Here is an 11608-nt window from a genome sequence, read left to right on the forward strand (position 1 = left end):
GGTAGCGACGTCATCATGAGCGACGATAACGACCCTGCCCCCGACTCCGTCCTGCGTCTGGATGCGGAGGAGTATGAGTATCTGCGCAAACGTGCCGCGGATCACCAGCAACTTGCGGAAAAGGCTGATGATTTTGCCTCGAAGACCATTCATCGCCGGCTTCGGCAACTCTACGAGGATCGGGCCAGGGCGCTCCGTTTAGTGCTTCTCCACTAGTAGAACGCGCAAAAATACCAGGAACGCCCGGTCCCGTGACTGGTTGATCCGCCCGAACCAGCTGGACCCGGCGGTACCGGTCGTGGAGGATCGATCATGAAAGCCCTGACCGTCGCGCTTGTCGGCGCGACATTGCTGTCCGCCTGTGCCGCGCCTGCAACCCGCATTTCGACGGGGCTGCAGCGTTACGGATTGGACGGCCCGCGTGCGGATTGCGTCGGCGACCGGTTGCAGGGCGACCTGTCGCTCGGCCAGCTCCAGCAGCTCGGACGCGCTGCCGCCGCCTATCGCAAGGGCGATACCGATCCAGGCGTCCTGACGGTCGGCGACCTGCTTCGGGTCGCCGGCGAGTTGAAGGATCCGGCCATCGCGATCTCCGTCGGCAAGGCTGCCGCCGGATGCGGCGTCCTTCCCTGACCCGATCCGTACCTCCCTTTTCGAGTCGACCCAGCAGCAACAGGACAAGATGATGAACAAGGACGAATTCCAGGGCGGCGCCCGCTATGTCGGCGGCAAGGTCGAAAAGGCCGTCGGTGATGCAGTCGACAGCCGCGACTGGCAGGTGGACGGCGTGGTCGATCAGGTCGCCGGCGGCGTGCAGCACGGCTATGGCCGGGCACGCTCCATCGTCGAGGATGCCGTCGACAGCGCACCCGAGCTGGCCGACGCCGCCCGCGAACGGCTGAAAGCGGCCGGCGAGCGCGTCGCCGACAGCGCCCGGACGGGTGGCCACGCCGCCGTGCAGACCGTTCACGATACACCCGTCCTCTGGGCCCTCGCCGCCGCCCTCGGCGGTTATGGCCTGGCGTGGTTCATCCACGGTCGCCGCGACTGACTCCCGTCATGGCCGAGGCAGCGTTCAAATCGCTTCGCGAGACCGCCGATCTGCGCCACCTGCGTCAGATCATCGTGGGTCTGGACGAGGGCGTGATCCTGATCGATCCCGACCAGAGCCTGCTCTGGGCGAACGACGCTGCCTTGGCGATGCACGGGGTCGGCGACATCGCCGAACTGGGCGCGACCGTCGACGAATACCGGGCGCGCTTTCAACTGCGCTATCGCAACAACCACCGGGTCGAGGCCGACGATTACCCTATCGAGCGGGTGGTGGCCGGCGACTCGTTCTCGGAGGTGGTGGTCGAGGTCACCGTCGCCGGGGAGGAGTCGCCACGCTGGGTACATCAGGTCCGCAGTCTGGTCCTCAACGACGCCGACGACAGCGAACCGGCGTGCCTCGTGCTGATCATCCAGGACGTCTCCGCCCGGTTTGAGGCGGAGGATCGGTTCGAACAGTCGTTCAACGCCAATCCCGCGCCGGCGATCATCTGCCGGCTGAGCGACTTGCGATACGTCAAGGTCAATCAGGGCTTTCTCGACATGACCGGCCACCACCGCGACCAGGTACTGTGCAGGACCGTGTACGACATCGACGTGCTGCGCGGTGCCGAAAAGCGTGATCTCGCGAAGGAACGGCTTGGGGAGGGTCGGACCGTCCCGCAGATGGAGGCGGAGCTGGAACTGCCGGACGGCAGCACCAAGCTGGTGATCGTCGCGGGCCAGCCCATCGATATGGGCGATCAGCCCTGCATGCTGTTCACCTTCGCCGATCTCGAACCGCGCCGAAAGGCGGAGGGCGCCCTTCGCCACAGCGAGGAACGGTTTACGCGCACCTTCCAGATGGCGCCCGTGCCGATGGCGATCGGTGCCCGCGACGGCCATCTGCTGTGCGAAGTGAATGCCAGCTTCACGCAGATGACCGGTTACGGCGTGACGGAGATCATCGGCCGGCCTTTGGGCGACGTTCAGCTGTGGGAGAGCGACGCGACGCGGCGCCAGATCGAAGCCGCCATCGACGGAGGCCGGGACCTGCGCGCGCACGAGGCGCGCATCCACGCACGCGACGGCGCGGCGATCGACTGCCTGATCTCCACGGAGGCGATCCGCCTCGGCGACGATGCGTGCGTGCTGTGGGCGTTTCAGGACATCACGCAGCGCAAGGCCACCGAACTGGAGCTCGTCGAGGCGATCGAGGCGGTGATGAAGGACACGAGCTGGTTCAGCCGCTCGATCATGGACAAGTTGGCGCGTCTGCGTGCGCCGCAAACCGACGCCCAGGGTCCCGGTCTCGACGACCTCACGGCACGCGAACGCGACGTGCTGGGCCTGATCTGCCGCGGCTGCGACGACAAGACGATCGCTCGCACGCTGGACGTCGCCAGCAACACCGTGCGCAATCACGTCGCCCGTATCTACGCCAAGATCGGGGTCAATCGCCGCATTGCCGCCGTGGCTTGGGCCCGCGCCCGTGGCTTCGACGGAGAGGGCGTCGCTGTGGACAAACATCAACGGGAGACGGCGGCATGACTGCCCGGCCGACGGACACGCGCGCTTCGCGGGACGACAAGGCGAAGGCCGCCACAACGCGGGAAGCCAAGGGATCGGTTCACGAGGCGATCGGCAAGCTGATCGGCGACGATGCCGCCCAGGCGGCCGGCACTGCCGAACGGCAGGCCGGCGCCGCCGATGCCTCGGGCGTCCGGAAATCATCGCGGCCCTGACCGCGGCGTACAATCAGTTCAACAGGAGTAACTATGGCTACCTACGCTACCACCGGCCTCGCGCCGGTCGATGAGACGCATCCGGGCAAGACGGCGACCCGACTGTCCTGGGGCGCGATCTTTGCCGGCGTCGTCATCGCCGTCGCCGTCCAGCTGGTGCTCGGCATCCTCGGCGCGGGCATCGGACTGACGATGGTCGATCCGGTCGAGGGCACGACGCCGGGCGCGGCGGGCTTCGGGATCGGTGCCGGCATCTACTGGCTCATCACCACCGTCCTCGCGCTCGGCGCGGGTGGCTTCGCGGCGGCGCGCGTCGCGGGCGTGCACGAGCGGTTCGACGCGCTGGTCCACGGACTGGTGGTCTGGGGCGTGACGCTGATCCTCACGCTGTACCTGCTGACCTCGGCGGTCGGCGGCATCATCGGCGGCGCATTCAGGACCGTCGGCTCCGTCGCGGGCGCAGCCGGGGCGACGGTCAGCGCCGCCGCACCCAAGGCGGCGTCGATCGCCGGCATCGACGAGAGCGACGTGCGCAGCGAGGCGGCGGCGTACCTGTCGGATGCGCCGACCGACCCGGCGCAGATGACGCCGGAGCAGGCACAGAAGGAAATCGCGCGCGAACTGCCCGCCCTTGCCCGCGGTGGAACTGACGGTCGGCAGGCGGAAAGCCGGATCGTCGACATCGTCGCGGCACAGCGCAAGATCAGCCGTCCGGAGGCTCAGGCGCAGGTGACGCGGGCCAAGCAGCAGTTCGTGCAGACGAAGAACGACACCGTCGCCACTGCCAAGTCGGCTACCGACGCAGCGGCCGGTGCGGCGGCGGGAACCTCCTTCGTCCTCGTCCTGGCGCTGCTCGTCGGCGCGGCGGCGTCCGGGTTCGGTGCCACCGCCGCGACCCGCCGACGGCTGCGGTGAGTATCCGCGGCGGACCGGCGTATCGGGTCCGCCGCCTTCGCTTTCAACGAAAAGGAATGACAGCATGACCAGGAAGATCGGGCTTGTGTTCGCCCTCACCACGATGATCGCACTTGCGGCCTGCAACACGGTCGACGGCGCGGGCAAGGATCTCAAATCGGCCGGCTCGGCCGTGTCCAGCGCCTCGGGCGAAAGCAAGAAGTAACGATCGCGGCGGAGCGCCCTCTGGCGCTCCGCGCTTTCGCCTAAGTTGCGGCCCGCTTCATCAGCGCCTGCACGCGCAGTCTCGGGAAGACCTCTTCCAACGGCTTGGTGTCGGGCAGGATGTACACGTAGCCGCCCTTCCGCTGGAACATCGGTCGCAACCGCTTGGCGTAGAACGCCTTGGGTACGTTGATGCAGCCGAAGGTGATGCGGTTGTCGTCCGGGGTGGGCGACAGCATCCGCTCGCGCCGCTGCTCCTTCTTGCCGGCATCGGTCGGGATGGGATGCATGGCCACGGATGTGGCATAATCGACCCACAGGATCCGCTCCTTGCGGAAGGGTATCCCGAACTTGGCGAGAAAACGTCCCGCCGGAGTCGTCTTTTCGGCCGGTCCGATCTCGGCGAGCGTCTTGGCCCCGACACCGGGCGTGGCATCGTCGCCGGGGGCGATCCCGACCAGCACCGGCACCGTCTCGATCAGCTTGCCCTTGCCGTCGAACAACACCAGCGACCCGTTGATCTTGTCGACGATCGCATAGGGTAGCGCATGATTGTCCTTCGACGCCGCCACCCATTCCGTGACCCGGATGACGCCTTCGGACGGGCCGACAGCGACTTCGACAGGGGCAACGCCCGCCTCCGTCACGCCGTCCTGCGCGACCGCCGCGGCGGGGAACATCAGGATCAGTCCGGTCAATATCCGCAGCACGATGGTCATGGATCGATAGCACTTACGCGAAAAGCCGGCCGTCCCCACGGGGAACGACCGACGATCATCAAACGGAAAATAACGTCGTGCGATCAGTGCCGCGGACGCTTCGGCCGTGCTTCCTGCGCCTGCAACCGCTGCTCGACCCCGTCGACGCGACCATTGAGCTGGTCGAGCCGCTGACCGGACGCCTGCAACTGGCCGGACGCGGCCTGCGCCTCCGCCAGCGCCGACTTGGCGGTGCCGTCGGTTTCCTGCAGCTTCGCCTCCAGCGTGTCCACGCGCTGGCTGACCGGGGCGACCTGCTCGCGCACATAGGACTTGGTGGCGCAGCCGCCGAGACCGACCGCACCAGCCAGGATCACCATCGCGGGCATGAACTTAGACGCAAACTGAGACATTGCGGTTTTCCAATCGTTAACCAGTCGGAACAACCAAGCCGAGCAGCGATGCGTCGCCAATCCGGATTCTGTTCGGACGTGCATCTTCTCCGCTCAACGGATGAATTTGCCGGTTCGCACAGGTGCTTGGCAGCGATCCTGAGGCGCCGAATCGGGCGGAGCTACTGGCGCCGCTTGCGCTTCGACGACGGTGCGAAAGGATCTTTGGGGATATCGTCTGTGCGCGGCTTGTCCCGGATGGCCGCCACTGGCCTGGATCGCTGGGTTTCCACGCAGCGCCGCAACGCGACGATCGCCGCCCCACTGCCGTCCAGGTTCAGCCGCTCCACCGGCACGTCGCCGCGATTGATCTCCAGCGTCCGCGAATTCGCGAAATAGGTCGGAAACTGCGGCTCGAAGCTCGTGACGAAGCCCGGCTTACCGTCGGACATCAGACCGATCGCGAAATGGCCGGGATAGGCACCTTTCGACAGACGGAACGTCAGCTTCAGGCGGTCTTTCGGCCTGATCGACCAATTGGCGTTGAGGAGAGTCAGGTGGTTCGTGCCATCGGTATCGATCCCGAGCAGCAGCGTGGTGTCTCCGGCGCGATCGAACTCGCGGGTCAGGAAACAGCCCTTGCCATCCTTGCTCACCGCGACCGTCCACTCGCCCACGTCCTGCGGCTCCGGCTGGGCCTGCACCGACGATGCGATAACGGGTGTCAGGAGCAGTGACACAGGGCGAAGAACGGCGGTCGATGGTCGCAGGGTCACCATAGACGCGACTGTAACCGCCCCGGGTGCGATTGGCTACGCGTGCTCGACTCCGGCGTCGGCCCGGAGGCGGCGGCGTTCACGGCATTCGTGACGGGTCGTTACGATCGTCTAGTCAGACAAGAGAAGTTCGTATACCATTTGCAGCGTTCACCCTGTCGCACGAGCAGGAATGGCGCGGCCGACGCGGATCGAAGGAGATGATGCATGCCATCCACACCGAAGCTGCCCGTGGCCCTGCCCATCGGCCATGCTGACATTCGGCGTCGCCACGTTCTGAAGGTCGCCGCCGGCGCCGTCGCTTTCTCGCTGGCGGACCGTGGACTCGCCTTGCCGCGCGCGGATGCGGAAATCGTCAATCTCGCCAAGGCCGCGACGCCGGGTGGCCTCTACGTTTCGGGCGACACCAGCTTTTCCGCCCTGAACAACGGCGCGGAACCGAGCGGTTCGGACGATGCCGGCAAAGGCGCGTACGGCACCTGGCCCCGCACCGACCGCCAATGGGTCACGTACGAGTGGAGCCAGCCGGTCTCGACCGACAGCGTCGACCTTTACTGGTGGCATGACGGACGGGGCATCGCCGCGCCGACGTCTGCACGCCTCCTCTACTGGAACGGCAGCGATTACGTGCCCGTGCGCAGCCGCCGCGCGGCCGGCCTGCTGACCAACCGATTCAATCGGGTGTCGTTCGATCCCGTGACCACCACCCGCCTAAAATTGGAGTTCGGGGGAGACGGCGAGAAGTCGGTCGGCCTCCTCCAGTGGAAAGTGTACAATGCCGGACCAGTCCCGGCGTTCGCCCCCACCGTCGCGGCCGGGATCGACCGCTCGATGGTGATCGGCGCACAGACCTTCCTCGCGGGCAAGGCCGACTGGCTGCAGCGACGGCCGGGCGACGCCCTGCGCTGGACGAAGGTCAGCGGGCCCGGCGAAGTGATCTTCGCCGACGCCGCGGCGTCGACGACGCGCGCCACGGTCAGCCAGCCGGGTGATTACGTCCTGAAGCTGGCGGCGAGCGCGGGCGCGAAGACCGCCGCCTCCACGCTCAACCTGCGCGTCGTGGCGCCACCGCCCGCTAAACGCCTCGATGTCGTCTATACGACCCCCTACGCGATCGACAGCCCGCTCTGGAACGAGCGGGCGAAGGCGCTGATCGTCAACTGGATCCCGCATTGCATCGCTTATTGCGAGCGCACCGACCTCAAGGACGGTCAGGGCGGCCTCGATAATTTCGTCGAAGCGGCCAAGGCCTTGCGCGGCCAATCGCATGCCCAGCACAAGGGGTATGTCTTCTCCAACGCCTGGGTCCACCAGACGATGGAGTCGATGTGCATCGCACTGATGGTGGACCCGCAGGGCGACGCGGAGATCGCGACGGCGCAAGGACATATGCGCCAGACGCTGGAGCGCTGGATTCCGATCGTCCTCGCCGCGCAGGAACGTGACGGCTACCTTCACACGGCCTACACGCTCGCCGATCGCAGTGCGTGGCCGGAGCGCTGGTCGCCCGAGCATCGCGGCGATCACGAAGGCTATGTCGCGGGCTATTTCATCGAATCCGCGATCAACCACCACACGCTGACCGGCGGCCGCGATCTGCGGCTCTACGACGCCGCGAAGAAGCTGGCGGATTGCTGGGTGGCGAATATCGGACCCGGCAAGAAGCCCTGGTTCGACGGCCATCAGGAAATGGAGCAGGCGCTCGTCCGGTTCGGGCGCTTCGTCAACGACGTGGAAGGCAAGGGTCGCGGCGACGCCTATATCCGGCTCGCCCGTTTCCTGCTCGATTCTCGCGAGGGCGGATCGGAATACGACCAGAGCCATTTGCCGCCTGAACAGCAATATGAGGCTGTCGGCCACGCGGTCCGCGCGGTGTATTTCTATTCGGGGATGGCGGACATCGCCGCCGAAACCGGCGATCGCGACTATCAGAGCGCGACCATGTCCCTGTGGGACAACATGGTGAACCGCAAATACTATGTCACCGGCGGCGTCGGCAGCGGCGACACGTCGGAAGGGTTCGGCGGCAATTACGCGCTGCGCAACGACGCTTACTGCGAATCCTGTTCGAGCTGCGGCCTGATCTTCTTCCAGTACAAGCTCAACCTGTCGTACCACGATGCGAAATACGCCGACCTGTACGAGGAGACGATGTACAACGCGCTGCTCGGCGCCACCGATCTGGCCGGGAAGAGCTTCTGCTACACCAACCCGCTGGTCGATACCGAGCGCGCCAAATGGCACACCTGCCCATGCTGCGTCGGCAACATTCCCCGCACGCTGCTGATGATGCCGACCTGGACCTATGTGAAGGATAAGGAGGGCGTTTACGTCAACCTGTTCGTCGGCAGCCGCATCGAGGTCGGCGACGTAGCGGGCACGCCGGTCCAGATGGTGCAGGAAACCAATTACCCCTGGGAGGGCGCGGTCAAGATCACCGTCAACCCCAAGGAGGCCAGACGGTTCTCGGTGCGCGTGCGCGTTCCCCAGCGCAAGACCAGCGCCTTGTATTCCGCCGTGCCGGCGGTGGAGGGACTGACGCGACTGGCGGTGAACGGGCAGGCGGTGACGCCCCGCATCGAAAACGGTTACGCCGTCATCACGCGGGAATGGCGCCGGGGCGACCGGATCGAGCTGCAACTGCCGATGGCGGTCCAGCGTGTGACGGCAGACGACCAGATCGAGGCGACACGCGGCAAGGTCGCGGTGCGCTATGGTCCGCTGATCTACAACGTCGAGTTGGCCGATCAGCCGCGCATCGACCAACCCCTCTCCACTGCGCCCCTGACGGCGGAGTGGCGCCCGGACCTTTTGGGCGGCGTGACGGTGATCCACGGGACCTGGGCCGACGGGACACCGATGCTGGCCATCCCGAACTTCGCCCGTGCGAACCGCGATGGTGGTGCGATCCCCGAATTTCCGGGGCAGCACGACGGTGTCGAATACGCCCCCGGGGCATCGCAGGGCGACGCCGCCACCGCGCAGGAGGCGGGTCCATCGTCCGGCCAACGGCGCGGGGGGCGATCGCAGGTCTGGCTGCGCAGCGTGTGACACCGCGGCCCTGTCGCACCGAACCGATCGGTTCCGACCGGCGGTTTTCGGCAGGGCGGGCAGGTTGACAGACGATCGGCAGATCGGGGGCTGGTGCTTCCGGTCGCCGCCGCTACGCTCCTGACGGATGATCGCGACGGCAGCGCGATCCTGATCTGGAAGGAACGTTCATGGTCGGTATCGCCCTGCTTTCCCAGCCGCTGGACCTCGTCGTACTGGGCGACGCGGATCGTTCGTTCCTGTCGCGGCTCTCGCCGATGCCGGCCCGGCACATCCCGTTGCGCGCCGACACGTCGGCCGACCGCAAGCTGACGGCATCGCACCTCGACCGGGCCGTGCTGGATGCCGGTCGGCCGGTCTTGCTTGTCGCACAGGGAGCGGCATGTCTGGCGGCGGCGTGGTGGACCCGGCTTTCCCCGCAATCCTACGTCTCGCGCGTTACCGGTGCGCTGATGCTGGCGCCCAGGCGTGCGGGAGAACGCGATGCGATGTTCGCGTCGCCAGCATCACGATTGCCCTTCCCGTCGATCGTCGTCGGGGCGGACGATGCGAGCCAGCAATGGGCGGTGGAATGGGGCAGCCGCCTGATCGACGGGCCCCTGCCGGGCGTCGGCCCCGCTCTCAGCAATCGTTTCCAGTCGATCCTGAGCCATTTCACGCGCGCCATCGTCGAACGGGATATCCGCACGGCGGAGCGGCTGATGGCAGCCATCGGCGACCATTGACGCCCGCCGTTGCGGAGCGGACTGGTCGTTCAGGCAGCTTGAGCCGCTGGTGCTTTTTGCCGCGGAGCAGTGTGACGATCCGTTCGCCTTCTTCCCTCAGGGCCTTGGTGCGTGCTCGCATGTCGGTGCTGATGACACGGGTCTGGCACGCCACGGTCGTGGCTTGATCGAACAGGTCGCCCGACGAAATCGGGCGTCTCGCACGCGGCATCATTGGAACGCTCGATTTCGACGTCGCTGCGCAAGGGCGGCCTAACCGCGAATACTTACGATCTCCCGCCAAGGCGTGGTCCGCTCGGCCCGAACGTCCCGTTCTACCGCTCGCGAACGGCAATCAGCTTCGTGACGCGTGTGCCGGTGCGACCCGGTTCGCCACTGATTTCGACGATGATCGAGCGATCCTCGGCGATGGCGATCCGGTACCGCCGCGCCGCATTCGGCAGCGAGGGACTTGGCTTCGCCTCTCCGAACCGCGCGGCAACGGCGTCCAGCTTCAGCCAGACACCCGCCGCCGGAACCAGAGTCAACGTGTCGGGACTGACGCTGGCCGCGTCGGTCGCAACGGCGACCGACGATCCCCGGTCGGCCAGATCGGCGATGCGGAAAGCATAGTTGCCGGACTTCGCGAACGTGTCGTCAATCGCCGCCTTGCGGTCCCGAAGGTTGGCGAGAGGATCAGCCCCCTTCAGGAAATCGTCCGCCAATGCGAGCAGCACCTCGGACGATCCCTGTTTCGCTTCGACCGGACCCGTCGCCATTGCCATCGTCGCAACCACCGTCGCCGCCATCACTGGCCTCAGCCATACCAGAGATTGGTGATCATGCCACCGACGCGCCATGCGTCCGCCTCCTCGGGAAGCCTGCGATAATCCGCATATTCCTCGGGCGTGACCGTGGTGCCGTCGTTCAGCGCCGTCAACACGTCGTTACGACGATCCGAACCGCTGCCGTACACGCTTCGGTACATCGCGTTGGCAAACCGGCCGCGATCGGTGTCGAGGTCGATCGCCCCCGCCTCCCGCGCGGCCCGGATCACGCCGCGCGGCATGTCGAGTTCGCTCGCCGGACGTCCCTCCGCCAGGTGGATGCGTGCCATGTCGAACCATTGCTCGGCGTGGCGACCTTCGTGATACACGGTATCGGCGAGGTCGAGCAGGTCTTCCGACTTGACGCCGTCCTTCGACAGCAAGGCCGAGTCGACCTTGATGGTGTGGGTGGTGAAATCGTAGACACCGTTACCGTCCAGTCCGTCGATGACGAGGTCAACCGGCGGCACGCCACGCGTGGCCAGCCGCTCGTTGATCGCGTCCTCCAGCGCCTGGAGCCGCTCTGACGGCTCGAGCGCATTCCATTGATGTTCCAGCGTCTTGATATCGGCGATGAACGCTTTGGCCGATGCCTTCGTCCCCAGACCGTAGGCAGTTGGCGGCACCAGCACGATGTCCGATCCCGGCGGCGGCAGTTCGCCGCCAAGCAGGCCGTTCGCCTTGACGATCTGATCGACCGAGACGCCATAGGTCCGTGCCAGCGACCGCAGCGTATCCCCCTCCTGAACCTCCACCACCTGCCGGTTGAGCGGCACCCGGATCGTGTCGCCCTTTCGCAGATCGAAGATGCCGGGATTATTCTTGTTCAACAGGATCAGCTGCTGGACCGTCGTTCCGTACTGCTCCGCGAGGCCGCTGAGCGACGTCTCGTCGCGAACGGTCGCGCGGGTGGATGGGATATGCGACCCGTCCCGCCCGGCCGTGGCGACGATCGCTTTCGCGGCGTCGAATATTCCCGAGATGCCGCCGATATCGATACCACCGCCGCCATCGGCCGTACGAACAGGAGCGAGACCTTCCGGCTTCAGGTAAAGCCGCGGCGTCGCCGTCGAGATGTCACTGGGCAGCATCCTCACGATCTCCGGTTACCGCTCCTGCCTACCTAACCGCCTGACGGGCCGGAATAATCGAAACGATTATCGGAGGTGGATCGGATGTCCGTGAGCACATTCCGACACATCGGGAGGCAGTGGGCCGGAACCGAACATCGATCATGATTGCGGCGCCCCGATCCTCGCCGAACCGA

Annotated in this window: 14 protein-coding genes; 9 read left to right on the forward strand and 5 right to left on the reverse strand. The window is 66.2% G+C overall.

Annotated features, from left to right (window positions below; translation table 11 throughout):
* Positions 1–15: 15 nt before the first annotated feature.
* The 7 genes from ILT43_RS16720 to ILT43_RS16750 all read left to right on the forward strand — a co-directional run bounded on the left by ILT43_RS16720 (position 16) and on the right by ILT43_RS16750 (position 3894).
* Entirely contained in the window at positions 16–216 is a 201-nt protein-coding gene (locus ILT43_RS16720) for a hypothetical protein (RefSeq protein WP_204200126.1), read from the forward strand.
* Between the two features lie 96 nt (positions 217–312).
* Positions 313–633 (forward strand): hypothetical protein, encoded by a 321-nt coding sequence (locus ILT43_RS16725; protein ID WP_204200127.1) that lies wholly within the window; start codon positions 313–315, stop codon positions 631–633.
* Positions 634–682: 49 nt separating this feature from the next.
* Positions 683–1051, forward strand: coding sequence for a CsbD family protein (locus ILT43_RS16730; RefSeq protein ID WP_204200128.1), 369 nt, complete (start codon positions 683–685; stop codon positions 1049–1051).
* Positions 1052–1059: 8 nt separating this feature from the next.
* Entirely contained in the window at positions 1060–2580 is a 1521-nt protein-coding gene (locus ILT43_RS16735; protein WP_204200129.1) for a PAS domain S-box protein, read from the forward strand.
* Entirely contained in the window at positions 2577–2774 is a 198-nt protein-coding gene (locus ILT43_RS16740) for a CsbD family protein (protein WP_204200130.1), read from the forward strand. Before ILT43_RS16735 ends, ILT43_RS16740 begins: the two co-directional genes overlap by 4 nt.
* 33 nt (positions 2775–2807) lie before the next feature.
* The gene (locus ILT43_RS16745) at positions 2808–3689 is read left to right on the forward strand and encodes a hypothetical protein (protein ID WP_204200131.1); all 882 of its coding nucleotides are present in this window, start codon (positions 2808–2810) and stop codon (positions 3687–3689) included.
* A 64-nt stretch (positions 3690–3753) separates the two neighbouring features.
* On the forward strand, positions 3754–3894 hold the full coding sequence (locus ILT43_RS16750; RefSeq protein WP_204200132.1) for an entericidin A/B family lipoprotein: 141 nt from the start codon (positions 3754–3756) through the stop codon (positions 3892–3894).
* A 40-nt stretch (positions 3895–3934) separates the two neighbouring features.
* Here ILT43_RS16750 and ILT43_RS16755 read toward each other — a convergent pair whose 3' ends face one another.
* The 3 genes from ILT43_RS16755 to ILT43_RS16765 form a co-directional block, all read right to left on the reverse strand.
* Positions 3935–4612 carry a hypothetical protein gene (locus ILT43_RS16755; RefSeq protein WP_204200133.1) on the reverse strand — a complete coding sequence of 226 codons (678 nt, stop codon included), beginning with the start codon at positions 4610–4612 and terminating at the stop codon, positions 3935–3937.
* 83 nt (positions 4613–4695) lie between these two features.
* Positions 4696–5004 carry a hypothetical protein gene (locus ILT43_RS16760; RefSeq protein WP_204200134.1) on the reverse strand — a complete coding sequence of 103 codons (309 nt, stop codon included), beginning with the start codon at positions 5002–5004 and terminating at the stop codon, positions 4696–4698.
* Positions 5005–5165: 161 nt separating this feature from the next.
* Positions 5166–5723 (reverse strand): hypothetical protein, encoded by a 558-nt coding sequence (locus ILT43_RS16765; RefSeq protein ID WP_204200135.1) that lies wholly within the window; start codon positions 5721–5723, stop codon positions 5166–5168.
* Between the two features lie 243 nt (positions 5724–5966).
* On the opposite strand from ILT43_RS16765, the gene ILT43_RS16770 reads away from it, so the two are divergent.
* Together ILT43_RS16770 and ILT43_RS16775 are read left to right on the forward strand one after the other, a co-directional pair.
* Positions 5967–8810 (forward strand): glycoside hydrolase family 127 protein, encoded by a 2844-nt coding sequence (locus ILT43_RS16770; RefSeq protein WP_204200136.1) that lies wholly within the window; start codon positions 5967–5969, stop codon positions 8808–8810.
* 170 nt (positions 8811–8980) lie between these two features.
* A complete protein-coding gene (locus ILT43_RS16775; RefSeq protein WP_204200137.1) occupies positions 8981–9535 on the forward strand; it encodes an alpha/beta hydrolase in 555 nt (184 codons plus the stop codon).
* Positions 9536–9849: 314 nt separating this feature from the next.
* Here ILT43_RS16775 and ILT43_RS16780 read toward each other — a convergent pair whose 3' ends face one another.
* Positions 9850–10323 carry a hypothetical protein gene (locus ILT43_RS16780; protein WP_204200138.1) on the reverse strand — a complete coding sequence of 158 codons (474 nt, stop codon included), beginning with the start codon at positions 10321–10323 and terminating at the stop codon, positions 9850–9852.
* An 8-nt stretch (positions 10324–10331) separates the two neighbouring features.
* Positions 10332–11432 (reverse strand): LysM peptidoglycan-binding domain-containing protein, encoded by a 1101-nt coding sequence (locus tag ILT43_RS16785; RefSeq protein WP_204200139.1) that lies wholly within the window; start codon positions 11430–11432, stop codon positions 10332–10334.
* Between the last annotated feature and the right edge of the window lie 176 nt (positions 11433–11608).

The sequence above is a fragment of the Sphingomonas longa genome (assembly GCF_016892685.1).
In the GTDB taxonomy this organism is placed as follows: Bacteria; Pseudomonadota; Alphaproteobacteria; order Sphingomonadales; family Sphingomonadaceae; genus Sphingomonas; species Sphingomonas longa.

Excerpts from the sequence above, each read along its gene's own strand:
- ILT43_RS16730 (WP_204200128.1), top strand. The coding sequence starts at position 683 with ATGATGAACAAGGACGAATTCCAGGGCGGCGCCCGCTATGTCGGCGGC.
- ILT43_RS16725 (WP_204200127.1), top strand. The coding sequence starts at position 313 with ATGAAAGCCCTGACCGTCGCGCTTGTCGGCGCGACATTGCTGTCCGCC.
- ILT43_RS16745 (WP_204200131.1), top strand. The coding sequence starts at position 2,808 with ATGGCTACCTACGCTACCACCGGCCTCGCGCCGGTCGATGAGACGCAT.
- ILT43_RS16720 (WP_204200126.1), top strand. The coding sequence starts at position 16 with ATGAGCGACGATAACGACCCTGCCCCCGACTCCGTCCTGCGTCTGGAT.
- ILT43_RS16775 (WP_204200137.1), top strand. The coding sequence starts at position 8,981 with ATGGTCGGTATCGCCCTGCTTTCCCAGCCGCTGGACCTCGTCGTACTG.
- ILT43_RS16760 (WP_204200134.1), bottom strand. The coding sequence starts at position 5,004 with ATGTCTCAGTTTGCGTCTAAGTTCATGCCCGCGATGGTGATCCTGGCT.
- ILT43_RS16750 (WP_204200132.1), top strand. The coding sequence starts at position 3,754 with ATGACCAGGAAGATCGGGCTTGTGTTCGCCCTCACCACGATGATCGCA.
- ILT43_RS16770 (WP_204200136.1), top strand. The coding sequence starts at position 5,967 with ATGCCATCCACACCGAAGCTGCCCGTGGCCCTGCCCATCGGCCATGCT.
- ILT43_RS16735 (WP_204200129.1), top strand. The coding sequence starts at position 1,060 with ATGGCCGAGGCAGCGTTCAAATCGCTTCGCGAGACCGCCGATCTGCGC.
- ILT43_RS16785 (WP_204200139.1), bottom strand. The coding sequence starts at position 11,432 with ATGCTGCCCAGTGACATCTCGACGGCGACGCCGCGGCTTTACCTGAAG.
- ILT43_RS16780 (WP_204200138.1), bottom strand. The coding sequence starts at position 10,323 with ATGGCGGCGACGGTGGTTGCGACGATGGCAATGGCGACGGGTCCGGTC.
- ILT43_RS16740 (WP_204200130.1), top strand. The coding sequence starts at position 2,577 with ATGACTGCCCGGCCGACGGACACGCGCGCTTCGCGGGACGACAAGGCG.
- ILT43_RS16755 (WP_204200133.1), bottom strand. The coding sequence starts at position 4,612 with ATGACCATCGTGCTGCGGATATTGACCGGACTGATCCTGATGTTCCCC.